The organism is Mesorhizobium sp. BR1-1-4, assembly GCF_020165375.1.
Lineage (GTDB): Bacteria > Pseudomonadota > Alphaproteobacteria > Rhizobiales > Rhizobiaceae > Mesorhizobium > Mesorhizobium australicum.
In genome coordinates this window covers 150,436-173,822 of the sequence record NZ_JAIUIB010000006.1, presented here as the reverse complement: position 1 = coordinate 173,822, position 23,387 = coordinate 150,436, and the positions used below count along the sequence as shown (strand labels likewise).

At 63.6% G+C, this 23,387-nt stretch carries 24 protein-coding genes; 16 read left to right on the top strand and 8 right to left on the bottom strand.

Translation table 11 applies throughout. The features are described from left to right. The first annotated feature begins 1 nt into the window (after position 1). Together LB571_RS14975 and LB571_RS14970 are read left to right on the top strand one after the other, a co-directional pair. Positions 2-703, top strand: coding sequence for an ABC transporter ATP-binding protein (locus tag LB571_RS14975; RefSeq protein ID WP_140661557.1), 702 nt, complete (start codon positions 2-4; stop codon positions 701-703). Between the two features lie 41 nt (positions 704-744). Then, complete coding sequence (locus LB571_RS14970; RefSeq protein WP_140661558.1) at positions 745-1,914, top strand: substrate-binding protein; 1,170 nt, start codon at positions 745-747, stop codon at positions 1,912-1,914. A gap of 37 nt (positions 1,915-1,951) precedes the next feature. On the opposite strand, the gene LB571_RS14965 is transcribed toward LB571_RS14970, so the two are convergent. Together LB571_RS14965 and LB571_RS14960 are read right to left on the bottom strand one after the other, a co-directional pair. Then, a complete protein-coding gene (locus LB571_RS14965; RefSeq protein ID WP_224595490.1) occupies positions 1,952-3,598 on the bottom strand; it encodes an acetolactate synthase large subunit in 1,647 nt (548 codons plus the stop codon). 94 nt (positions 3,599-3,692) lie between these two features. Beyond that, positions 3,693-4,595, bottom strand: coding sequence for a LysR family transcriptional regulator (locus tag LB571_RS14960; RefSeq protein WP_224595473.1), 903 nt, complete (start codon positions 4,593-4,595; stop codon positions 3,693-3,695). Positions 4,596-4,698: 103 nt separating this feature from the next. Between LB571_RS14960 and LB571_RS14955 the strand changes: the two genes are divergently transcribed. The 3 genes from LB571_RS14955 to LB571_RS14945 all read left to right on the top strand — a co-directional run bounded on the left by LB571_RS14955 (position 4,699) and on the right by LB571_RS14945 (position 7,239). Beyond that, positions 4,699-5,688 carry a zinc-dependent alcohol dehydrogenase family protein gene (locus LB571_RS14955; RefSeq protein WP_224595455.1) on the top strand — a complete coding sequence of 330 codons (990 nt, stop codon included), beginning with the start codon at positions 4,699-4,701 and terminating at the stop codon, positions 5,686-5,688. A gap of 185 nt (positions 5,689-5,873) precedes the next feature. Then, entirely contained in the window at positions 5,874-6,173 is a 300-nt protein-coding gene (locus tag LB571_RS14950) for a zf-TFIIB domain-containing protein (protein WP_140617465.1), read from the top strand. Positions 6,174-6,246: 73 nt separating this feature from the next. After that, positions 6,247-7,239 carry a Tim44 domain-containing protein gene (locus LB571_RS14945; RefSeq protein WP_140617466.1) on the top strand — a complete coding sequence of 331 codons (993 nt, stop codon included), beginning with the start codon at positions 6,247-6,249 and terminating at the stop codon, positions 7,237-7,239. Between the two features lie 25 nt (positions 7,240-7,264). Here the strand turns inward: LB571_RS14945 and LB571_RS14940 are convergent, their stop codons facing one another. Continuing rightward, positions 7,265-8,362, bottom strand: coding sequence for a lactonase family protein (locus LB571_RS14940; protein WP_224595453.1), 1,098 nt, complete (start codon positions 8,360-8,362; stop codon positions 7,265-7,267). Between the two features lie 198 nt (positions 8,363-8,560). On the opposite strand from LB571_RS14940, the gene LB571_RS14935 reads away from it, so the two are divergent. From LB571_RS14935 to LB571_RS14925, 3 genes are read left to right on the top strand one after another with little or no spacing between them, the layout of a single operon-like run. Continuing rightward, positions 8,561-9,112: a MaoC family dehydratase gene (locus tag LB571_RS14935; protein WP_140877934.1), complete on the top strand. Its 552-nt coding sequence runs from the start codon at positions 8,561-8,563 to the stop codon at positions 9,110-9,112. Between the two features lie 2 nt (positions 9,113-9,114). Further along, positions 9,115-10,275 (top strand): CaiB/BaiF CoA transferase family protein, encoded by a 1,161-nt coding sequence (locus LB571_RS14930; RefSeq protein WP_140661565.1) that lies wholly within the window; start codon positions 9,115-9,117, stop codon positions 10,273-10,275. Next, positions 10,272-11,420 carry an extracellular solute-binding protein gene (locus tag LB571_RS14925; RefSeq protein WP_224595451.1) on the top strand — a complete coding sequence of 383 codons (1,149 nt, stop codon included), beginning with the start codon at positions 10,272-10,274 and terminating at the stop codon, positions 11,418-11,420. The genes LB571_RS14930 and LB571_RS14925 overlap by 4 nt, the downstream gene beginning before the upstream one ends. Before the next feature lie 9 nt (positions 11,421-11,429). On the opposite strand, the gene LB571_RS14920 is transcribed toward LB571_RS14925, so the two are convergent. Further along, positions 11,430-12,269, bottom strand: coding sequence for an amidohydrolase family protein (locus LB571_RS14920; protein ID WP_224595449.1), 840 nt, complete (start codon positions 12,267-12,269; stop codon positions 11,430-11,432). A gap of 63 nt (positions 12,270-12,332) precedes the next feature. Beyond that, positions 12,333-13,118: an IclR family transcriptional regulator gene (locus tag LB571_RS14915; RefSeq protein ID WP_015319051.1), complete on the bottom strand. Its 786-nt coding sequence runs from the start codon at positions 13,116-13,118 to the stop codon at positions 12,333-12,335. A gap of 169 nt (positions 13,119-13,287) precedes the next feature. On the opposite strand from LB571_RS14915, the gene LB571_RS14910 reads away from it, so the two are divergent. From LB571_RS14910 to LB571_RS14875, 8 genes are all read left to right on the top strand, one after another. Continuing rightward, on the top strand, positions 13,288-14,607 hold the full coding sequence (locus tag LB571_RS14910; RefSeq protein ID WP_224595447.1) for an ABC transporter substrate-binding protein: 1,320 nt from the start codon (positions 13,288-13,290) through the stop codon (positions 14,605-14,607). A gap of 125 nt (positions 14,608-14,732) precedes the next feature. Then, positions 14,733-15,629 carry a carbohydrate ABC transporter permease gene (locus LB571_RS14905; protein ID WP_224595444.1) on the top strand — a complete coding sequence of 299 codons (897 nt, stop codon included), beginning with the start codon at positions 14,733-14,735 and terminating at the stop codon, positions 15,627-15,629. A gap of 2 nt (positions 15,630-15,631) precedes the next feature. Beyond that, entirely contained in the window at positions 15,632-16,498 is an 867-nt protein-coding gene (locus LB571_RS14900; protein WP_015319054.1) for a carbohydrate ABC transporter permease, read from the top strand. A 4-nt stretch (positions 16,499-16,502) separates the two neighbouring features. Then, positions 16,503-17,600 (top strand): ABC transporter ATP-binding protein, encoded by a 1,098-nt coding sequence (locus LB571_RS14895; RefSeq protein ID WP_224595441.1) that lies wholly within the window; start codon positions 16,503-16,505, stop codon positions 17,598-17,600. 5 nt (positions 17,601-17,605) lie between these two features. Continuing rightward, positions 17,606-18,718, top strand: coding sequence for a mandelate racemase/muconate lactonizing enzyme family protein (locus LB571_RS14890; RefSeq protein WP_140617474.1), 1,113 nt, complete (start codon positions 17,606-17,608; stop codon positions 18,716-18,718). 9 nt (positions 18,719-18,727) lie between these two features. Then, on the top strand, positions 18,728-19,057 hold the full coding sequence (locus LB571_RS14885; RefSeq protein ID WP_140617475.1) for an L-rhamnose mutarotase: 330 nt from the start codon (positions 18,728-18,730) through the stop codon (positions 19,055-19,057). Then, positions 19,050-20,126, top strand: a complete 1,077-nt coding sequence (locus LB571_RS14880) for a Gfo/Idh/MocA family protein (RefSeq protein ID WP_224595440.1) — start codon at positions 19,050-19,052, stop codon at positions 20,124-20,126. Before LB571_RS14885 ends, LB571_RS14880 begins: the two co-directional genes overlap by 8 nt. Beyond that, positions 20,123-20,572: a MaoC/PaaZ C-terminal domain-containing protein gene (locus LB571_RS14875; protein WP_181166368.1), complete on the top strand. Its 450-nt coding sequence runs from the start codon at positions 20,123-20,125 to the stop codon at positions 20,570-20,572. The genes LB571_RS14880 and LB571_RS14875 overlap by 4 nt, the downstream gene beginning before the upstream one ends. A gap of 11 nt (positions 20,573-20,583) precedes the next feature. Here LB571_RS14875 and LB571_RS14870 read toward each other — a convergent pair whose 3' ends face one another. The 3 genes from LB571_RS14870 to LB571_RS14860 are packed head-to-tail and all read right to left on the bottom strand — an operon-like array spanning position 20,584 to position 23,382. Next, on the bottom strand, positions 20,584-21,381 hold the full coding sequence (locus LB571_RS14870; protein ID WP_224595438.1) for an ABC transporter permease subunit: 798 nt from the start codon (positions 21,379-21,381) through the stop codon (positions 20,584-20,586). Positions 21,382-21,383: 2 nt separating this feature from the next. Beyond that, on the bottom strand, positions 21,384-22,244 hold the full coding sequence (locus LB571_RS14865) for a 2-aminoethylphosphonate ABC transporter permease subunit (RefSeq protein ID WP_224595436.1): 861 nt from the start codon (positions 22,242-22,244) through the stop codon (positions 21,384-21,386). Continuing rightward, positions 22,237-23,382, bottom strand: a complete 1,146-nt coding sequence (locus LB571_RS14860; protein ID WP_224595434.1) for an ABC transporter ATP-binding protein — start codon at positions 23,380-23,382, stop codon at positions 22,237-22,239. The genes LB571_RS14865 and LB571_RS14860 overlap by 8 nt, the downstream gene beginning before the upstream one ends. Positions 23,383-23,387 lie beyond the last annotated feature (5 nt).

The following is a 23,387-nucleotide window of genomic DNA, read 5'->3' as shown; positions in this document are numbered from 1 at the left end:
CATGCTGCGGACACTTGCCGTGTCGGCCGGCTACGGCCTGCTCCCGGTGCTGAACGGCATCGACCTCGGCGTCGCGGCTGGCGAAGTGGTCGGCCTGCTCGGCCGCAACGGCGCCGGGAAGACAACGCTGCTGCGCGTCATCGCCGGGGGCCTGAAGGCGAGCGGCGGTGCGGTGGTTCTCGGCGACCAGGATCTCACCAACGCCCCGGCCTTCCGCCGCGCGCGGGCGGGCATCGCCCATGTGCCGCAGGGCCGCGGTATCTTCAACCAGCTGACGGTGCGGCAGAACCTGGAAGTCGGCACGCGCGCCGCCAAGGATCGTGGCGACGGCGACATTCCAGCCGACATCTTTGGCTATTTTCCCATCCTTCGCGAGCGCGAGGCGCAGACCGCCGGTACGCTCTCGGGGGGCCAGCAGCAGATGCTGGCGATAGGCCGCGCGCTGTGCGGCCTGCCGTCGGTGCTGCTGCTCGACGAGCCTTCGGAAGGCATCCAGCCGAACATCGTGCAGTCGATCGCCGAGCTGGTGCCGCGCATCGCGCGCGAGCGCGGCATCGCCATCGTCCTGGTCGAGCAGAATCTCGATCTCGTCCTCAAGGCGGCGGACCGCTGCCTGGTGATGGAGAAGGGCAGGATCGTGCATGAGGGCACGCCGGAAGCATTCGCCGACGAGACCCTGCTGAAGGACCTCTTGGCTTTGTAAGGCGTGCATGGGGCGCGCCTGGACTGGAAGGGAACACAACAATGATAAACAGAAGAACTGTTCTGAAATCCGGCGGCGCCGCGGCCGCCTTCGCAATGGTCGGCGCGCCGGGAATCCTGCGCGCCGCAGACACGGTCAAGGTCGGGCTGTCGATCCCGATCACCGGGCTGCAGGCGATCCTCGGCGAGACGCTGCTCAACTGCTACAAGCTCGCCGCCGCCGAACTCAACGCCGCCAACGGCATTGGCGGGCGCCAGGTGGAGCTCTTCATCGAGGACAACCAGACCACGACCAAGGGCTCCATCGACAAGGCCCGCAAGCTCCTCAACGAGGACAAGGTCGACGTGATCATGGGAACGATCATTTCGCCCGAGCGCAGCGCCACGCTTTCCGTCACCTCGAAGGCCAAGAAGCTGTTCTTCTACCCGACCAATTTCGAGGGCGGCGAATGCAATCGCTACTTCGTCGCCACCGGACCTATCCCGATGCAGCAGGTAGACCCGATGATGCCGTGGGTGGCCGAAAACCTCGGCAAGACCATCTACATCATGGCGTCCGACTATGCCTGGCCGCAGAAAATGACCGAGGCGATCACAGCCGCCTATGAAAAGGCCGGCGGCAAGATTGTCGGCGCCGACTATTATCCGTTCGGCACCACGGATTTCGGCCCGGCCTTCCAGAAGATCAAGTCGCTGAAGCCCGACGTCGTGTGGTCGATGGTGGTCGGCAACGACGCCGTCACGCAGCTCAAGCAGTATCGCAGCTTCGACATCAAGCAGCCTCTGATCGCACCGCTCGACGAGGTCTTCAACAAGGACGCGCTGCCGCCTGGCGTCGCCGCCGGCACCTACGCGCCGCAGCCCTACTGGATGGCGCTCGACAACCCGGTCAACAAGAAGTTCATCGCGAACTTCCGCGAAAAATTCGGCCAGGAGAAGATGGTCAATGGCATCGGCGAGGCCGGCTATAACGGCCTGCATCTCTACGCGCTGGCGGCGGAGAAGGCTGGCTCGCTGAAGGACGACGATGTGCTCAAGGCGCTGCCGACGATCGAGTTCGATGCGCCACAAGGCAAGATCCGGGTCGATGCCAGCAACAACCACACACTCTGCCATTCCTATGTCGGCAAGGCGGCGGCGGACGGCATCGGCTACGAGATCGTCAAGGATTTCGGCACGATCGCGCCGGTAACGCCTTACTGCAAGCTGTAGGCATCAACCGATCCTGACGGCGGCTTTGCCGCTGCCGTCAGGGTGCCTTTGGCGCCGGCAGTCGCTCTCGCAATTCGTCGACGAGCACCCTGGTGTTTTCGGAATAGTCGATGGGCACCACGACGAGATGCACGCCGCCGCCGGCGAAGGCCTGTTCCAACGCCGGTTGCAGGTCGGCTATCGCGCCAACCCTGGTGCCCCTGGCGCCATAGGCTTCGGCGTATTTGACGAAGTCGGGATTGCCGAAGGTCATGCCGAAATCCGGGAATTCGTCGACAGCCTGCTTCCAGCGTATCATGCCATAAGCGTGGTCTTCCAGCAGCAGGATGACGAGATTGAGCTTGAGCCGGACAGCAGTCTCCAGTTCCTGGCTGTTCATCATGAAACCGCCGTCGCCGCAAATGGCCATGACACGGCGTCGGGGATAGAGCAGTGCCGCCATCATCGCCGACGGCAGGCCGGCACCCATGGTGGCCAGCGCATTGTCGAGCAGCAGCGTGTTGGCCATGCGCGTGCGGTAGTTGCGCGCGAACCAGATCTTGTACATGCCGTTGTCCAGCGCGAGGATCCCGTCGGCCGGCATCACAGCGCGCACATCATGTACGATGCGCTGCGGCGTGAAACGGTCTTCGGTGGCGCGCGCGGCGATGCGGCTCAAAATGCCTTCGCGCAGCGGCAGCAGGGCCTGCGCGTTGGGAATCCTGCCCTCGATGCGGTCCGCCAGCAGCGCCAGCGACGGGCCGAGGTCGCCGACGATCTCGGCTTGCGGGAAATAGACCTGCTCGACATCAGCCGTCTGGTAGCCGACATGAATGACCTTCGGCCCTTTCGCGCCCATGATGAAGGGCGGCTTCTCGACCGTGTCGTGGCCGATGGTGATGATCAGATCAGCCTGCTCGATGGCCTCGTGCACGTAGTCGCGTTCCGAAAGAGCCGCCGTTCCCATGTAGAGCTCGGTGCCGCCGGGCACCGTGCCCTTGCCCATCTGCGTGGTGAAATAGGGAATCTGCGTTCGCAGCACGAACTGGGCGACATCGGGAGTCACGCGCGGGCGCGACGCCGCGGCGCCGAACATCAGCAGCGGACGCTTGGCCTCGATGATCATGCGGGCGGCGCGATCGAGCGCGCCAGCGCTGGCCAGGGGCAATTCGACCGGATGTGTCGGCACCAGCGCGATCGGCTCGCATTCCGCCGCCGCGATGTCTTCCGGCAGTTCGAGGTGCACGGGGCCGAGGCGCTCTTCCTGGGCGACGCGGAAGGCTTCGCGCACCAGCGACGGGATCATCCTGGGCGAGACGATCTGGCGCGACAGCTTGGTCAGCGGCTTCATCGCCGCGACGATATCGACGATCTGGAAGCGCGCCTGCCGGGACGACAGGATGCCCTTCTGGCCGGTGATCATGATCATCGGCATCGCGCCGAGCAGCGCATAGGCAGAGCCGGTGGTCAGATTGAGCGCGCCGGGGCCAAGCGTGGTGATGCACACACCCGGCTTGCCGGTGAGCCTGCCATAGGTGGCGGCCATGAAGGCGGCCGCCTGCTCGTGGCGCGTCAGGATCAGCTGAATCGACGAGCGGCGAATGGATTCGACGATGTCGAGATTTTCTTCGCCCGGAATGCCGAAAATTCGTTCGACCCCTTCATTTTCGAGGGCCGCCACGAACAGATCCGAACCCTTGGTCATGAACCGTCTCTCCTGCGATGCGCGCATTCCATAAGCCATCTTCATATGGCACCGGAACGCCACGCCTCAAAGAGCGCATGTCGTCTGTTGGCGATCACGCCATCATTTTCGGCAAGGCGGCCGCCAATGCGTCGACGGCCAGCCGGACCTTGAGCGACAGATGCGGCGTCCGCAGCCAGAGCGCATGACAATCGTAGGGATAGCGCGGCTGGTCCGGCAACAGGTCGACCAGCGTGCCGACCTGGATGCGCTCGCGAGCCAGCCAGTAAGGCAACCACGCCAGTCCCATGCCGTCGACGGCGGCATCGGCGATGGCATCCAGATCGTCGAGCCGCAGCCGGCCGTTTGGGGTGACCTCGAGCGCAGTCTGCCCCTCGCGCGGAAATAGCCACGGCTGAACGATCATGCCGAGCCGGCGGTAGACAATCGCCTGGTGATCGGCGAGGTCCTCGATCCGCCGTGGCTCGCCATGAATTTCAAGATAGGAAGGCGCGGCACAGACGACCATGTCCTGGCGTGCAAGGCGACGCGCGATCACGCCGGCCTTGTCGTCCAGACCGCCGGTCCGGATGGCGAGGTCAAAACCGTCCTCGGCGAGATCGGCGAAGCGGTCGCTGAGCGACAGCTCGAGTTCCAGCATTGGATACTGCCCTGCCAGCTTCAGCAGCACGGGGGCGACGCAATGGCGCCCGAAATGCGCCGGCATGGTGACACGCAGTTTTCCGCGCGGTTCCGAGAGCTGATCGGCGGCGAGCGCATCGGCGGCTTCGGCCTCGGCCAGCACCAGGCGGCACCGCTCATAATAGGCGCGGCCGAAATCGGTCAGGCTCTGGCGGCGCGTGGTCCGGTTGATGAGACGCACGCCAAGCCGCTCCTCGAGAAACCGGACATGCTTGCCAACCATCGGTCCGGATAGATCGAGCGTGGTCGCCGCCGCCGCGAACGAGCCGAGATCGACCGCCCTGACGAACACAGCCATGCTTTCGAGCCTATCCAAATTCGAAACTCCTGGTTTCCACTGAACAATCCGAACAGCCGTTTATCTCATAAGGCTTTCGCGTCATAGCTCATTCAGTGTCAGATAATTTGGAGTGAACCGAATGGCCCGTATCATTCGCTTCCACCAGCATGGTGGTCCCGAGGTCCTGCGCATCGAGGAGGTCGACCTTCCGCCACCGGGCCCGGGCGAGGTTCAAATCCGCGTCAAGGCGCTCGGCCTCAACCGCGCCGAGGCGCTGCTGCGCGCGGGCAGCTACATTGAGACACCCGTCCTGCCCTCCGGGCTTGGGCTGGAAGCGGCGGGGGTCATCGAGGCAATTGGCGAAGGCGTGATGGGGCTGGCACATGGTGACGCCGTGAGCGTCATCCCGCCGCAATCGATGGTTCGCTGGCCGGCTTACGGTGAGCTTGCCACCTTTCCCGCGGGGCTCATCGTCAAGCATCCGGCGTCCCTCGACTGGCAAACCGCGGCGGCGGTCTGGATGCCGTACCTCACCGCCTACGGCGCCCTGATCGACATCGCCAGGCTGCGCCGCGAAGAGGTCGTCGTCATCACGGCGGCTTCGAGCAGCGTCGGGCTTGCGGCGATCCAGATCGCCAACAGCGTTGGCGCGATAACGATCGCGGTGACGCGGACATCGGTGAAGAGGCAGGCTCTGCTCGACGCCGGCGCGGCGCATGTCGTGGTCCTTGAGGAAGAGGAACTTGCCGACAGACTGAGCCAGATCGCCGGGCCGCAAGGCGTGCGCGTGGTGCTGGATGCGATCGGCGGGCCGATCTTCGAGCCGCTGACTGCGGCGATGTCGCGAGGCGGCATTCTGATCGAATATGGCGGCCTCAGCAGCCAGCCGACGCCGTTCCCGTTGCCTGCGGTACTGGGCAAGACACTGACGTTGCGCGGCTATCTCGTGCATGAGATCACCGGCAACCCGGAGAAGTTGGAGCCGGCCAAGGCATTCATCCTCGAAGGCCTCGCGGACGGCGCGCTCAGGCCGATCATCGACAGGATCTTTCCCTTCGACCGGATCGTCGAGGCGCATCGCTATCTCGAATCGAACGGGCAGTTCGGCAAGATCGTGGTGACGGTTTGAGCAGCAAATCGCTCTCACCGGCAACATTGCCCCTTGAAGGCTTCGTCCCGCATTCCTAACTCCCGTGTGCGGGCCGGGCCCCTCTGACTGTCGCTTTGGCGACCGTGATGTCGGACCGCTTCAACGGGCCCGTTTCCATTCCTTTCGGTTAAGTGGGCTCATTACTTTCTGGTTAGGAGCCCCACATGACATCTTCCCTCCTCGGCATGGTTTGCCCCTCCTGCCGCGTCGCCCTCGTGATGAGCGAACGCCAGGGGATCGAGATCGACTACTGTCCGCAGTGCCGCGGCGTCTGGCTCGATCGTGGCGAACTCGACAAGATCATCGAACGGTCCACCAGGGACGCGTCTCCCGCGCCGCAGCCACAGCCGGCGCCATTTGCCCAGCCGCAACACAGCCGGGACCGCGATGGCGACTATTCCCGCTCGCATGGCCACCGCTATCCGAAGCGGAAGAAATCATTTTTCGAAGAGCTGTTCGATTGACCATGAGGCCGGTCTTTCCAAGGCCGGCCCTTTGCCGAAAACGCCCGAAACCACAGCGATAAAGGTCACCCCGATGATTTCCCGCACAAGCCGATTTGTCACCCTCTTTGCCGGCCTGTTCCTTGCATTCTCCATGGTCGCGATCGATCACGCCGAGGCGCGGCGCGGCGGCAGTTTCGGCAGCCGCGGCACACGCACGTTCCAATCGGCACCGCCGACCCGGACCGCGCCGGCGCCGACCGCTCCGGTCGAGCGTTCGATGACACCCAACGCCGGCGTCAACAATGCTGCCCGGCAACCACAGACCGGCCTGCAGAGGCCCGGCTTCATGAGCGGCTTCGGTGGAACGATGATGCGCGGCCTGCTGATCGGCGGCCTGATCGGACTGCTCCTTGGCCAAGGTTTCGGCGGCCTCGCCGGCATGTTCGGATTCCTGCTCCAGGCCCTGCTCATCGGTGGCGCGATCATGCTGGCCATCAGGTTCTTCCGGTCGCAATCCGCGCGTGGCCCCGCGCCCGCGCTCGCCGGCATGGGCGATGCCCAAGCTTCACGGTTCGAGAACCGCGCAACGGCACAGCAGAACACGAGCAGCGCTGGCTCCTTCACAATTCCCGGGTTTGGCGGCGGATCGGGCGGAGGCTACGAGACCACCCGATCCGAAGAGATCACGCTGGCCCAGGCCGACCTTGACGCGTTCCAGCAGCTGTTGACCGATGTCCAGGAAGCGTTCGGGCGCGAAGACCATGCGGCATTGCGCCGGTCGGTCACGCCCGAGATGGTATCCTATCTCTCGGAAGAGCTGGCCGACAATGCCCAGAAAGGTCTCAGGAACGAAGTGTCCGACGTCACCCTGCTGCAGGCCGACATCGCGGAAAGCTGGCGCGAGGATGACCGCGACTACGCCACGGCGGCGTTGCGCTACGAGTCTCGCGACGTGATGCGCGAACGGGCGAGCGGCAAGGTCGTCGAAGGCGACGAAGAGCATCCGACGGAGACGACCGAGTTGTGGACGTTCACGCGCCAGAATGGCTCGACCTGGAAGCTCTCGGCCATCCAAGAGGCTTGAGCCCGGCTAGTCTGCTGGCCGGCGGTCACGCGACGATCTTGACACACATCGGCGTGCCGATCTCGATGCTGCGCCCGGTATTGGTCAGCATGCCGTTGCCGGCGTCGCGGACGAAGATCGAAATGCGGTCGGCATTCTGGTTGGCGGAGAACAGATGGCCGCCCGAAGGCGTCAGCGCCAGGTTGCGTGGCGTGGCGCCTCCGCAAGGGACATAGCCGACAAGACTTAAGCTGCCGGTCTGCTGGTCGACCGCCATGATGACGACGCTGTCGTGGCCACGGTTGCCGCCATAGACGAAACGGCCGTCCGGCGAGATCTGGATATCGGCGCAGTGATTGCTGTCGCGGGCCTCGGCCGGCACCGCCGGCTTGGTGTCGATGATCGATAGCCTGCCGGTCGCATTGTCGAGCGCCAACGACACGACGGTCGAATCCAGCTCGTTCATGACAAAGACAAAGCGGCCGTTCGGATGCAAGGCAATGTGACGCGGGCCGGCACCCGGAGGGAGCGCGGACTCTGCGAGCTTCACCAGACTTCCGTTCTGTCCGATCCGATAGGACACCAGCCGGTCGATGCCGAGATCGGCGACGATTGCCGTTCCACCGGCAATGGTTTGGGTGACGCTGTGGGCATGCGAGCGTTCCTGCCGCGTCGCGTTGGGGCCGGTGCCTTTGTGCGAAACGCTGGCCAATGGCGCGGACAGTGCGCCCTCCCCGTCGAAACCATACACGGCCACCGCACGGTCCGGACCACCCTCGCCCATACCGTAATTGGCGACCAGGAGTTTGGTGCCGTCGCGCGTGACGGTATTGTGCGCCGTGATGCTGCCCAGCGAAGGCTGTTTGTTCAAATAGGCGAGCGTGCCCGAGCCGCGATCGAAGCTGTAGGCCGAGACCGTGCCCTCGCGCCAGGTGAAGACTTCCGAATTGGCGTAGATGCGCGAGCCATCCGGTGTCACCGACAGGAAGGTAGGGTTGTCGACATTATTCGTCTCGGCCAGCTTTCTTGTTTGCAGCGTTTCCTCGTCGAAGCTGTAGACACAAAGGCCGACGCCTCGCGCACTCTGAAAATAAGGCGCTTCGCGGTTCAGGCTGCCGACGAAGACCAGACAGGCTTTGCGCATGTTTTCCCTCCCTGCCCGCCGGTGCTCAGTACCGTGGGACCGCCAAAATTTCGCTTGTCCTCGCTTGCAACGTAACCTCATATGTGAAAATAGTATTTACAAAAGAAGATTGACGGGAGGAGACGTCGTGCACCCAGGCGCTTTGAAGCGTGCTCGAATGGCTGGATGGGCGCTCTCGCGAGCCCGGTGGACTACGCCATGAGCGATTTCGCGCCAACCGTTGGCGTTGTCTCGACGCATCCCAGGAATATGCCCGCCGATCATGCCGCCCTCCCGGTGTGGAACGCCGAGAACTGGTTCTATGAGGACTGGCCGGTCGGCCAGAAAATCCGCTCGCTGCGTCGCACCATGGCCGAGGGCGACAGTCACCTTTTCAACGCACTGGTGCTCGACATCCATCCTTACGTGCAGGACCAGATGTTTGCCGAGAGCGAGGGCATTTTCGGCAAGCGGCTGATTGCCGGCGCGTTCGTCTTCTCGGCGGGCCTCGGGCTGGTCGCCACCAACTGCGTCAACGCTTTTTCCTATGGCTATGACAAGCTACGATTCATAAAGCCTGTCTTCATCGGCGACACGATCTATTCGATCCGTTCCAACCTCGACAAACACCCCCGCTACAAGGAGATGGGGCTGATCCGCGCCAGCTACGAGGTGTTCAAGGGCGAAGGCGAGCTCGTTCTTTATTGCGAGCATCTGCAGACGGTGAAGTACCGCAACCCTGCCGATTTCGTCGGCAAGACGGAGAAGTAGAAATGCCGGCAGCAGCCGAATTGCCGCTTGCCGGTCTCGTCGTCGTCGACATGAGCCAGTTCCTGTCTGGACCCTACTGCTCGCTCAGGCTGCTCGATCTCGGCGCCCGCGTCATCAAGATAGAGCGTCCTGACGGCGGCGACCTGTCGCGCCGGCTCTATCTCAGCGACACCGAGATCGGCGGCGATTCCACCATCTTCCATGCCATCAACCGGGCCAAGGAAAGCCTCGCCATCGATCTGAAGAACGAGGCGGACCTCAATACATTGCGCGGGCTGCTGGCCAAGACCGATGTGCTGATCCAGAATTTCCGACCGGGCGTCATCGAGCGCCTTGGGCTCGACTACGAGACCGTCCGCCAGATCAATCCGCGCCTGGTCTATGCCTCGATCAGCGGCTATGGCGAGGATGGCCCGTGGGTGAAGCGCCCGGGCCAGGATCTGCTGGCGCAGTCGCGCTCCGGCGTGATGTGGCTGAACGGCGACGAAGACCAGGGACCGGTGCCGTTCGGCCTCGCCATCGGCGACATGCTGGCGGGTGCGGCCTGCGCGCAAGGCATCCTGGCCGCACTGGTGCGGCGCGGCATCACAGGCCAGGGCAGCCATATCGAGACCAGCCTTCTGGAAGCGCTGGTCGACTTCCAGTTCGAGGTGCTGACCACGCATCTCAATGACGGGCGCCGCCTGCCCAGGCGCTCGAGCTTCCGCAGCGCGCATGCCTATCTCTCGGCGCCTTACGGAGTCTATCCGGCCAAGGACGGCTATCTCGCCATCGCCATGACGCCGATCCCCAAGTTGGCCGACCTTTTGTCGCTCGATGAATTGGCTCCCTATCGCGACAAGCCGGCATCCTGGTTCACCGCGCGCGACGATATCAAGGCAATCATCGCCCAGAGGATCGCGACCAAGACCATCGACGATTGGCTGGCCATTCTCGAACCCGCCGACATCTGGTGCGCCAAGGTGCTGACCTGGCCGGAGATGCTGGCAAGCGAGGGTTTTCAGGCCCTCGACATGCTGCAGACGGTGACGCGCGAGGACGACGTCTCGATCCTCACCACCAGTTCGCCGCTGAGGGTCGACGGTATCAGGGCCAAGGTCGACCGCGCGGCACCCCGTATCGGCGAGCACAGCGCAAAAATCCGCGAGGAGTTCGACCTGTGAGCCTCAAGCTTAGGGGTATGACCTGGAGCCATCCGCGTGGCTATGATCCCATGGTTGCCTGCTCGGCGCTATGGCGCGAGCGGACGGGAGTTGCCATCGAATGGGACAAGCGTTCGCTGCAGGATTTCGAATCCTTCCCGGTCGAGGAGTTGGCGCGCGCCTACGACCTCATCGTCATCGACCATCCGCATGTCGGCCAGATCACCGCGGAGCGCTGCCTCGAGCCTCTCGACGTCGCCGGCCGCGAGGCGGAACGCGCCGCGCTTGCGTCGGGGAGCGTTGGCCAGTCCTATCCGAGTTACACATGGCAAGACCGGCAATGGGCGTTTCCGATCGATGCGGCCAGCCAAGTGCAGGCCTGGCGGCCGGACGCGCTCGATGCGCCGGCAGCGACGTGGAGCGAAGTGCTCGATCTCGCCCGGCAAGGCCGCGTGCTGCTGCCGCTGCGACCGCCGCATTGCCTGATGACCTTCTACACGCTGGCCGGTAATCTCGGGCATCCCTGCGCGACCGATCCGTCGGGCGATCTCATCGCTGTCGAGACGGGCTGCGAAGTCTTCGAGACGATGCGTGAGATCGCCGCGCTGGTCGACCCGACGTGCTTCGACATGGACCCGATCGCCGTTTCGGAACGCATGGCCGAGGCTGGTTCCCGCATTGTCTGCGCGCCGCTGATCTATGGCTACGTCTCTTATGCGGCGTCGGGTTTTCGCGCCAACAGGTTGGCTTTTGCCGACATCCCGGCGGTCGGTTCCAATGGTCCGATCGGCTCGGCGCTCGGCGGCACAGGCATAGCGGTATCAGCCTTCTCCAAGGCTAAAGAGGCAGCGATCGATTTTGCCTATTGGGTCGCCAGCGGCGATGTCCAGCGTGGCATCTATGCCGCCGCCGGCGGCCAGCCGGGCCATGCGGCTGCCTGGGAAGACCAGACTATCAATGAAGTGGCCGGCAACTTCTATCGAGGCACGCGCGCGACGCTGGAGGGCGCCTGGGTGCGGCCGCGCCATGACGGCTACATGGCGTTCCAGCAGGCGGCGTCAGACCGCATCAATTCCGGCCTGACCTCCGGCCATCCTGCCGGCCGGGTCGTCGCCGATCTCATCAGCCTGTTCCGGGCCAGTTCCCCCTCGCCTGGCGAGAGCTGAGCGAGGTCGTTATTTCAACCACCAAAGCCTGCGGGCATTGCCCGACAACAGCCTGTCACGCTCCGAAACGCTGCAACCCGAAAGCAGCGCGTGGGTCGCCGCCACCCAGGTCGAGAGACCGCCACCAAGCGTGCAGACCGGCCAGTCGCTGCCCCAGACGACGCGGTCCCAGCCGAATGAATTGATGGTGTGTTCGACGTAGGGCCGCAGCGTATCGACGGTCCAATTGGCGGCGTCGGCATAGGCGACCACGCCGGAAATCTTGGCCATCACGTTCGGGCGCCGTGCGATCTCGCTCATGTGTTCGCGCCAGGGATGCTCGGCTCCGCCCTTGATGTCGGGAACGCCGCAATGGTCGAGGACGAACTGGACGTCGGGCGCCAGTTCGGCGAGCGCGATCGCCTTGGGAATCTGATGCGGCAGCACGACGAGGTCGAAGGTCAGGCCGGTGCCGCCAAGCCGCTTGATGTTGTCACGGAACAGTGCGCCCTCCGAAAGATCGTCCGGGACGACGTGAAGGACGCGGCGGAAACCCTTGACGAAGGGGTTTGTCCGCTGGCGCTCGAGATAAGCGGCAAAGTCAGCGTCTTCGGGACGGCAGGATGCTATCGCCCCAGAGAGCATGCTGCCCGCTTGCCGCGAGAGGCCCTCGACACGGGCGGTTTCCGCCTCGATGTCGGCCGGGTCGACATCGACTTCCATGTGCAGCACGCGCCCGACACCGACCCGCCGCGCCTCCGCCGCGTACTCCTCGTAAGAGAAATCGCGGTTCAGTGCCGGTACGCCGGCAAGCCAGGGGTAGCGAAGCGCCGAGCGATCGATGAGATGCAAATGGGTGTCGATGATCATGGCGGGCTCCTCCCCTATATTTTTCACATCATCTCACGGAGGAATTCTTTATTCAAATAAGAATTATGTCGATGAGCCGACGGCCGACCCGGCCAAACGCGAAAGCTTCTCACACGTTGCCAGCAGCAGCTCGATGGTGCGCGTTATGTCCGGCGCGGACGGAGCGTTGACGACGGTGATGTAAGGAATTGAAAGCGCCGCGATGGCCTTGCCGTCGGAACTGCGCACCGGTGCCGACAGATTGTAGACGCCGGCGGTCTGCATCGAGGCCATCATCTCATATCCCCGTTCCCTGATCTGGTCGAGGCGGGCAAAGAACTCGGGCGGCTGCGCCGTATTGTCGGTGCTGCGGACATGTTCGGAGATCATCATCTGGCGCTCCTCCTGCGAACGGAAGGCGAGCAGCACATGTCCCGAACCGGTGTCGAACAGGCTGATATGGGAGCCGACCCGGATCGAAATCCCCCAGTAGTTTGGCGCTTCCTGCTGGCCTATCACCACAGCGGAACCACGATCAAAAACAACGAGTTGATTGGCCTGCTGCGAGGTCTCGGCCAGCTCCCGCATCAGCGGCGTCGCATAGGAAACCAGCCGCCGCACCGGCGCGTGCAATTGTGCCAGGCCAAACAGCTTGAGCGTCAGCGAATAGCGGTCGCCATCGAGCCGCGTGACGTAGCCGCGCCGCACCAGCCGGTCCAGCATGCGGTAGAATTCATTGGGGCTGCGGTCGAGCTTCTTGGCGATTTCCGCCTGGGTCAGGCCACCGTCCACGCCCGCTAGAAGCTCAAGGATGTCGAGCCCCTTGTCGAGCGCCGGCGCGCGATAACGTTCGTCTTCGCTGTCGTCCATGGCTCATCCCTCCAGTGAATTCAACTCTTCATATACGCAGGAACGCGGCCAGGCGGAAACAAATTTCGCCTTGACGTACGGATGAATGTTTTGTTTGTATATGAATGTAGCATTTCTTGTCACGTGACGAGTTGCGGGCGCCACCGAGGCGCACCCAGGGAGGATACCAATGAACAGACTGCTTTCCGGCGTATGCGCCGGCGCATTGATGCTTGCGTCAAGCGCAGGCACCGCCGTTGCCGGCGACCTGCCCGGCAAGTTCGACGGCGTGACCGTCGACGTGAAGCTGATCGGCGGCCAGCAATATGAAAAGCTCTACGAGCGCATTCCCGAATGGGAGAAGGCGACCGGCGCCAAGGTCAACATCCTGACCAAAAAAAACGGCTTCGACATCGACAAGGAATTGAAGTCCGACATCGCCTCGGGCAGCACCAACTGGTGCGTCGGCTGGAATCATTCCTCCTTCGCGCCGCAATACACCGGCCTCTACACCGACCTCAGCAAGCTCCTGCCGAAGTCGGAGATCGACGCCTTCGTGCCGTCGACGATCAAGGCGGCAACCATCGACGGCAAGCTGGAAATGCTGCCGCGTGCGCAGTTCGACGTCTCGGCGCTTTACTACCAGAAGAGCCTGTACGAGAACGCCGACAACAAGACCAAGTTCAAGGCCAAATACGGCTATGATCTGGTGCCGCCGGACACCTGGAAGGAAGTCACCGACCAGGCTGAGTTCTTCGCCAACCCGCCGAATTTCTACGGCACGCAGTTTGCCGGCAAGGAAGAGGCGATCAATGGCCGCTTCTACGAAATGGTCGTCGCCGAGGGCGGCGAATATCTCGACAAGGACGGCAAGCCGGTCTTCAATTCCGAAGCCGGCATCCGGGCGCTCGACTGGTTCGTCAACCTCTACAAGGCCAAGGCCGTGCCGGCCGGAACCACCAACTACCTCTGGGACGATCTCGGCCAGGGCTTTGCCTCGGGCACCGTCGCCATCAATCTGGACTGGCCGGGCTGGGCCGGCTTCTTCAACGATCCGAAATCGTCGAAAGTCGCGGGCAATGTCGGCGTCAAGGTCGCGCCGAAAGGCTCCGCCGGGGTGCGCACCGGCTGGTCGGGCTTCCATGGCTTCTCGGTGACCGAGAACTGCCCGAACAAGGAGGCAGCGGCATCGCTCGTATGGTGGCTGACCAACGAGGACAGCCAGAAGCTCGAGGCCACCGCCGGCCCGCTGCCAACGCGCACCGCGGTCTGGGATTGGGACCTGCAGCAAGCCGCCAACGACCCTTACAAGAAGGAGGTTCTGTCGGCTTTCCAGGAAGAAGCCAAGCACGCCTTCGCCGTGCCGCAGACGCCTGAGTGGATCGAGATCTCGAACGCCGTCTATCCCGAGTTGCAGGCCGCGATCCTCGGCGACAAGACCTCCAAGCAGGCACTGGACGAAGCCGCCGACAAGGCGACGCAGATCCTGCAAGACGCAGGCAAACTGTAAGCATTGCTCACAAGATTGCCTCCCTCATCCTCAATGGGGGAGGTAATCGCCTTTTGCCGGCGTTGTCCGTTTCATCATATCGGGCCTCGGGCCAAAATCTGAATGCCAGACACCAGAGGAGCCCGATGAAGGGCCTCAAGCCACCCGCGCCGTTCCTGTTGCTGCTTCCGGCCATCGTCGTTCTGGCGGCGGTCGTCGTGGTGCCGCTGCTTCTGTCGCTCTATTCAAGCTTCACGCCGTTCCGCCTGACCAAGCCCGAGACGTTCTTCGTCTTCATCGGCCTCAGGAATTACCTGTCGATCCTGGCCAACACCGATTTCTGGTGGGCATTCGGCCGTACCGTTCTGTTGCTGACGATCGCGCTCAATCTTGAAATGCTGCTTGGCCTTGGTCTCGCCATGCTGGTTGAGAAGGCGACGCGCGGCCAGCGCATCCTGCGCACGCTGATGATGTTTCCGATGATGTTCTCGCCGATCCTCGTCGGCTTCCAGTTCAAGTTCATGTTCAACGACAATATCGGCCTGGTGAACAATGCGCTGCAGTCGCTTGGCATCACCAGGGACGCCATCCCGTGGCTGATCGAGGGTCACCTCGCCTTCATCGCCATCTCGGTTGCCGAGATCTGGTCGTCGACGGCGATCTTCGCCATCCTGATCCTCGCCGGGCTGCTCGCCATGCCCAAAGAGCCGATCGAGGCGGCGCGCGTCGATGGCTGCACGCCGTGGCAGACCTTCCGTTATGTGACCTGGCCGTTCGTCATGCCCTTCGCCTACATCGCCATGACCATCCGCTCGCTCGACGTGGCGCGTGCCTATGACATCGTCAAGATCATGACCGATGGCGGTCCGGCCGGCCGCACGGAGCTTTTGTGGACTCTGGTCGCACGCACCGCCTACAGCGACGGGCGCATGGGCATGGCCAACGCCATGGCCTATTTCTCGATCCTGCTGTCGATCGCCTTCACCGTCTATTTCTTCAACAAGCTCGCCGCGGCGCGCACGCAAATCGGCGCGGAGTGGTGAAGATGGACGAGAATTCTTCCGCCCGCCTTAAGCGCAGGCTGCTTGATATCGTCTATCGCATCGGCCTGTTCCTGGCGATGCTGACCATCTGCCTGCCGGGCCTGTGGATCGTCCTGTCGTCGCTGCGGCCGACGGTCGAGATCATGGCCAAGCCGCCGGTGTGGATCCCGCAGGATATTTCGTTCGACGCCTATGTCGCGATGTTCTCAGGCATCGGCAAGGGCGGCATCCCTGTCATCGAATATTTCCGCAACTCGCTGATCATCTCGGTGACTTCGACGGTGATCGCGGTCGCCATCGGCATGGCGGGCGGCTATGCCTTCGCGCGCTATCGCTTTCGCGGTAAATCGAGCGCCTTCCTCGGCCTGATGCTGACACGCACGGTGCCCGGTATCGCGCTGTCGCTGCCGCTGTTCTTCCTCTATGTGCGGCTCGGTATCATCGACACGCATTTCGGGCTGATCCTTGCCTATGTCGCGCTCAACGTGCCTTTCACCATCTGGCTGATCGACGGCTTCTTTCGCCAGGTGCCGAAGGATCTCGCCGAGGCAGCACAAATCGACGGCTGCACGCGCTGGCAGGCCTTTTGGCAGGTCGAGTTCCCGCTCGCCGGACCAGGCATCGCATCGGCCGCGATCTTCGCCTTCCTGACCTGCTGGAACGAGTTCGCGCTGGCCTCCCAACTGACCCGCTCGGTCAGCGCCAAGACGCTGCCGGTCGGCCTGCTCGACTACACGGCCGAGTTCACCATCGACTGGCGAGGCATGTGCGCGCTCGCCGTGGTGATGATCATTCCGGCGCTCACCCTCACTTTCATCGTCCAGAAGCACCTTGTCGGCGGCCTGACCTCCGGCGCGGTGAAAGGCTGATCTCATGGCAACGGTTTCCCTCAAAAAGCTGACCAAGCGCTACGGCAATATCGAGATCGTGCATGGCATCGACCTCGACATCACCGACCGCGAATTCATCGCGCTGGTCGGTCCTTCCGGCTGCGGCAAGTCGACGACGCTGCGCATGATCGCCGGGCTGGAAGAGATCAGCGCCGGTTCGATCGAGATTGGCGGGCGCGTCGTCAACGATTTGCCGCCGCGTTCGCGCAACATCTCGATGGTGTTCCAGTCCTATGCGCTCTACCCGCACATGACGGTGCGCGAAAACCTCGGCTTCTCCTTGAAGATCGCCGGCGCCGCCAAGGACGACATGGATCGCCGCGTCGCCGAGGCCTCGGCTATCCTGGGGCTCGATGCTTTGCTCGACCGTCGACCGTCGCAACTGTCCGGCGGCCAGCGCCAGCGCGTCGCCATGGGTCGCGCCATCGTGCGTGACCCCGACGTCTTCCTGTTCGACGAGCCGCTTTCCAATCTCGATGCCATGCTCAGAACGCAGATGCGCACCGAGATCAAGAAGCTGCACGCCAAGGTGCAATCGACGGTGATCTACGTCACCCACGACCAGGTCGAGGCGATGACGCTTGCCGACCGCATCGTCATCATGCGCGACGGACATATCGAACAGGTTGGCACCCCAGATGAAGTGTTCCGCCGGCCGGCGACGCGCTTCGTTGCCGGCTTCATCGGCTCACCGCCGATGAATTTGCACGAGGCGACGGTCGACGAGGACCAGCTGGTTTTCGCCAGCGGCGCCAAGCTGCCCCTGCCCGGTCAGTTCAAGGCCAACGTCGCTGGCGGCGCCAAGGTCGTGTTCGGGTTGCGGCCAGACGACATCTATCCGACCGGCCATGGTATCAGCTCCGGCGGCGCGGCCGACGTGCATCAGATCGAACTGCCGATCACCGTCACCGAGCCGCTCGGCAACGAGACGTTGGTGTTCGTCGAGTTCAACGGCAGTGACTGGGTGTCTCGCATGCTGAACCCCAGGCCGCTGAAGCCAGGCGAGCGCGTCGCCATGAGCCTCGACCTGTCGCAGGCGCATCTGTTTGCCGCTGAGACCGGAAAGACATTGCGGAGCTGACCGACATGGCCAAGATCGAAAAGATAGAATTGCGCATGGTCGACCTTGTGCCCAAGGTCAAACGCACCGACGCGATCCAGAGCTTCGTCAGCCAAGAGACGCCAATCGTCACCATCACCGATTCCGACGGCGCGGTCGGAACCGGTTACAGCTACACGATCGGCACCGGCGGCTCGTCGGTGATGCGGCTTCTGTCCGACCACCTGGCGCCGCGCCTGATCGGCCGCGATCCTGATATGATCGAAGCGATCTGGCACGATCTCGAATTCGCCACTCACGCCACCACGATCGGCGCCATCACGGCAATCGCCATCGCGGCGATCGACACAGCGCTCTGGGACCTCAGGGCGAAGAAACAGGGCCTGCCGCTATGGAAGCTCGCTGGCGGCGCCAAGGACCGCTGCCCGCTTTACACGACAGAAGGCGGCTGGCTGCACATCGAGACGCAGGCGCTGGTCGACGATGCGGTGGCCGCCAAGGCCAAGGGGTTTCGCGGCTCGAAAGTGAAGATCGGCAGGCCGCATGGCTCCGAGGATCTCGCGCGGCTGTCGGCGGTGCGCAAGGCGGTGGGCGACGGCTACGAGATCATGACCGACGCCAATCAGGGTTTCTCCGTCGACGAGGCGATCCGGCGTGCGGCGAGGCTTCGAGAACTCGATCTCGCCTGGATCGAGGAGCCGCTGCCGGCCGACGACATAGACGGGCATATCAGGCTGTCGAATTCGACGCCGACGCCGATCGCCATCGGCGAGTCGCTCTATTCCGTCAGGCACTTCCGCGAATACATGCAGAAAGGCGCCTGCTCGATCGTGCAGGTCGATGTCGGCCGCATTGGCGGCATCACGCCCTGGCTCAAGATCGCCCATGCGGCGGAGGCCTTCGACATTCCGGTCTGCCCGCATTTCCTGATGGAATTGCATGTCAGCCTGACCTGCGCTGTTCAGAACGGCAGGTATGTCGAGTACATTCCGCAACTCGACCAGTTGACCGGCAAGCACATGCGCATCGAGGATGGGCATGCGCTGGCGCCCGACGAGCCCGGTATCGGCATCGATTGGGACTGGGACGCGGTCAAGGCCATGAGCATCGCCGAATTCACCACGGCGATCACGAGATAAGGAGCTGATATGCAGCGGATGGGATTTGTGCTTGGGCTGAAGCCGGAGAAGATCGAGGACTATGTTCGCCTCCATGCCGCCGTCTGGCCGGACGTGCTGACCATGATTTCGGCATGCAACATCAAGAACTATTCCATTTACCTGAAGCGGCCGGAGAACCTGCTGTTCAGCACCTTCGAATACCACGGCATCGACTACGAGGCCGACATGGCCAAGATGGCGGCCGATCCGAGGACGCAGGAATGGTGGGCCGTCTGCATACCTTGCCAGGAGCCGCTTGCGACCCGCAAGGAGGGTGAATGGTGGGCTTCGATGGACGAGGTCTTCCACCATGACTGAGGCCGGTTTCGACCCTGCCTCACTCGTCCAGGCCTGGGCCAAACCCTCACAACCCCGACCGATCGTCACTTTCGGTGCAGGGTCGATTGTCGGCGACGCGCATTTCCCGGCCTACCGAAAAGCGGGGTTTCCGATCGCCGGTCTTTACGATCCGGACCAGGCCAAGGCGCAGGCCCTGGCCGATAAATGGGACGTGAAGGCGTTCGGATCGGTGCAAGAAGCCGCTGGAGTTAAGGACGCGATCTTCGATCTGGCAACGCCACCGGGGCGGCACGCCGATATCCTGAAGGCCCTGCCCGGCGGTGCGGTCGCCCTGATCCAGAAGCCGATGGGCAATTACCTCGGGGAGGCAAGCGAAATCCTCGAAATCTGCCGCGCCAAGAAGCTCAAGGCGGCTGTGAATTTCCAGCTCCGCTTCGCGCCGATGATGCTGGCGCTGAAGGACGCCATCGCCAAGGGCTGGCTCGGCGAGGTCGTCGATTTCGACGCCTGGCTGGCGCTGGCGACGCCGTGGCAGTTGTGGGAATTCCTGCTCAAGGCGCCGCGCGTCGAGATCGCCATGCACTCGATCCACTATCTCGACCTGATCCGGCAGTTGCTCGGTGACCCCAAGGGCGTGCATGCCAAGACGCTCGGCCATCCCAATCATTCCGTGGCGCAGACGCGCACCAGCGCCATTCTCGACTATGGCGACACCGTGCGCTGCGCGCTGTCGATCAACCACGACCACAAGTTCGGGCGCCGGCATCAGGCCTGCGAATTTCGCGTCTGCGGCACCGAGGGTGCCGCCTATCTCAAGCTCGGTCTCAATCTCGATTATCCCCGGGGCGAGCCGGACATTCTGGAAATCTATCCGAAGGGCGGATCGGACTGGATCGCGGTGCCCTTGGCCGGCGAGTGGTTTCCCGACGCCTTTGTCGGGCGCATGGCAAATGTTCAGCGCTTTGCATCCGGCGAAGACGCAGCACTGATCAGTTCGGTCGAGGATGCATGGAACACAATGGCGCTGGTGGAAGCCGCCTATCGTTCGAGCGCGGCGCCGGCGACGCCGGTCGCGGAAAGGCCCTGATGGAACAGACCCAGTATTTCGAGGATTACGAGATCGGCTCGACACGGCTGACCAGCGGCCGCACGATTACCGAGACCGACTTCATCGTCCATGCCGGTCACACCGGCGATTTCTTCCCGCACCACGTGGACGCCGAGTTCATGAAGACAACGCCGTTCGGCCAGCGCATCGCGCATGGCACGCTGGTGTTCTCGGTCGGCATCGGGCTGACGGCAACGGTCATCAATCCCGTCGCCTTTTCCTATGGCTACGACCGGCTGCGCTTCATCAAGCCCGTGTTCATCGGCGACACGATCCGCACACGCACCACCATCGCGGCCAAGGAGGACGACCCCAAGCGACCGGGTTCCGGACGCGTGATCGAGCGCTGCGAGGTGATCAACCAGCGCGGCGAGGTGGTGCTGGCGGCCGACCACATCTACATCGTCGAACGCCAGCCGGCCTGAGGCAATGTCCGCTATGCGCCGGTAGCGCGCTTGGTGATGCGCTCCAGACCGAGCAGCAGGACCAGCGTTGCCGCCACCAGGATCATGGTGAGCGCCGCCCCGGCAAAGATGTCGCCGCGATCGGTCAGTGAGAAAATCGACACCGGCAGCGTCACCCAACCCGGCGGATAGACCATCACGGTCGCGCCAAGCTCGCCCATGGACAGCGCGAAGCTCAGCCCGAAGGCCGCGACCAGATAGGGTGCGAGCAAGGGCAGCGTGACATGCCGGAGCCGATAGGCAGGGCGTGCGCCAAGGCTCGACGCGACCTGCTCGAAATCGGGCGACAGCCGCGCAAGCCCGGCCGAGACATTGCCGAAGGTGAAAGCCGAGATCAGCACGAAATGCGCGATCATGACGATTGCGATCGTGCCGTTGAGCAACAGCGGCGGATGGCTGAACGCAACCAGCAGGCCAAGGCCGACCGACACCGAAGGCACAGCGCTCGGGATGAAGACCAGCAGGCCGAGTGCCCTCGCCAGCGTGGCGCCCTGGATGCGCAGCGCAAGTGCTGCCCAGGTGCCGCTGACCAGCGCCAGCGCGCTGGCCAGGAAGCCGGTGACGAGGCTGGCCTTGACCGCGTTCCAGGCCGCGCCGCGCGCGACATCGGTGTAGTGCTCCGTGGTCAAGCCATTGGGCAGCACGCCGTTCCACTGGTCGGCCAAGCTGGACAGCAGGATCACCGCCAGCGGCGCCAGGAACAGCACGCCGAAGATCAGCGCGAAGATCACCCAGATGACGAAGCGACCGGAACGCGACCAGACCAGCATCGCTAGACTCCCCACCGGCCGGCAGCGAACCGGTAGAGACCGAACAGGCCGAGCGACAGGGCTATGTTGACCACGGCGATGATGCAGGCGACCTGGTAGGCCGATTCCTGGATCGCCTTGCCATAGATCAGCAGCGGCAGCGTGATGACGCCCTTGGCGCCGATGAACAGGACGATGCCGAATTCGTTGACGGTGAGGAGCAGGCAGAGGCTGCCGCCGGCGATGAGCGCGGGTACCGCCGCCGGCAGAATGACCTGGCGGACAATGCGGAACGGTCGCGCGCCAAGCACGCTTGCCGCTTCGATCTGGCCGCGATCGACCAGCGAAAAGGCGGCAAGCAGCGGCCGCAGGATGAAGGGCGTGTAGACCGTGACCTCGGCCAGAACGACGCCCCATGTCGAATAAAGGAAGTCGACCGGCGGCAGCGGCAGCGAGAAGGCTTCCATCAGCCCGGAGTTGAGCATGCCGGCGGAGCCGTAAAGGAAGGTGAAGGCCAGCGTCACCAGGAAGGTCGGCAGGGCGATGAAAGTGTCGATCAGCCTGGCGATGAAGCCGCTGCCTGGAAACGGCACGAAGGCAAGGATCAGCGCCAGCACCAGGCCGACGACCAGGCATCCGGCCGTCGCCGTGACCGAGATCGTCACCGTGTTGAACAGCGCGTTGAGGAAGAAGCGCGAATGCAGGACGCGGACGATCTCGGCGACATTGGCGACGCCGCTGTCGTCGAGGAAGGCCTGGCGTACAATCAACGCCAGCGGGTAGAAGAACAGCAGTGCCAGCAGGGCCGCCGGCGGCACGATCCACAGCCGGCCCGGCTCTCGCTTTCTGGCCGTCGGCATACCAATGGCGAGCGCTTCAGACACCGGCGTCTTCCGGAAGAAGCGACGTATCGGCCGGCGCAAAGAACAGCGGCACCTCTGTGCCGGGTTCCGGCAAGGCCATTGGCAGTTTCGTTGCCGAGACGCGCACCGGCGTGCCGTCAACATCGAGCACCAGATGCGTGAGTTCACCCTGCCAGTGCACTTCCCTGAGCGTGCCGACAATGCGGTTGGTGTGCTCGCTGTCGGCCGTCAGGCTCAGATGCTGCGGCCTGATGCAAAGCAGGCTCTTGTCGCCAACCTTCTCGCCGCGACCGGCACCGGCGAGCACGGCATCGCCATGCCTGGCCGTGGCAAAGCCTTTCGGGCCGGCAGCATCGGCAACCGTCACCGGCAGAAGGTTGGCACGACCGAGAAACTCGGCGGTGAAGCGGTTTGGCGGACGGCGATAGAGTTCGGTCGTCGGTCCATGCGAACAGACCCTGCCGTCGCGCATGATGGCGATCTTGTCGGCAAGCGTCAGCGCCTCGGTCTGGTCGTGGGTGACGTAGAGGATGGTCAGGCCCGGCAGGCTGCGGTGCAGACGGGCGATCTCCTCGACCATGTTGCGGCGGATCTGCGCGTCGAGCGCCGAAAGCGGTTCGTCAAGCAGCAGCACGCGCGGCCGCACGGCAAGCGCCCGCGCAATCGCGACGCGCTGCTGCTGGCCGCCCGAAAGCTCGCGCGGATAACGCCGGGCAAAGGTCGCCATGCCGACGGTGGCGAGCGCATCCTTCACCCGCTCGCCGATCAGCGCCTTGTCGGCGCCTTGTGCCCTGAGGCCAAAGGCGACGTTGTCCTCGACCCGCATATGCGGGAACAGCGCGTAGTTCTGCACCACCATGCCGAGCCCACGCTCATAGGGCGGCAGATCGGTGACGTCGGTGGCGCCGATGCGGATGCGGCCGCTTGCCGGTCGCACGAAGCCGGCAACGGCACGCAGAGCGGTCGTCTTACCGGAGCCGGACGGGCCTATCATCGCCAGGATTTCGCCAGGCGCGATGTCGAGGGTCAGCGGATGCAGGACGACATGGGCGCCATAGGCGACAACGACCTTGTCGAAGTGGACGTTCGAGCCGGCGCCGCGAACCTTCGCGGCGTCGATGTCCGTGACACTAGGGCCCGTGAAGGCGGCGGCCGACATGGCAT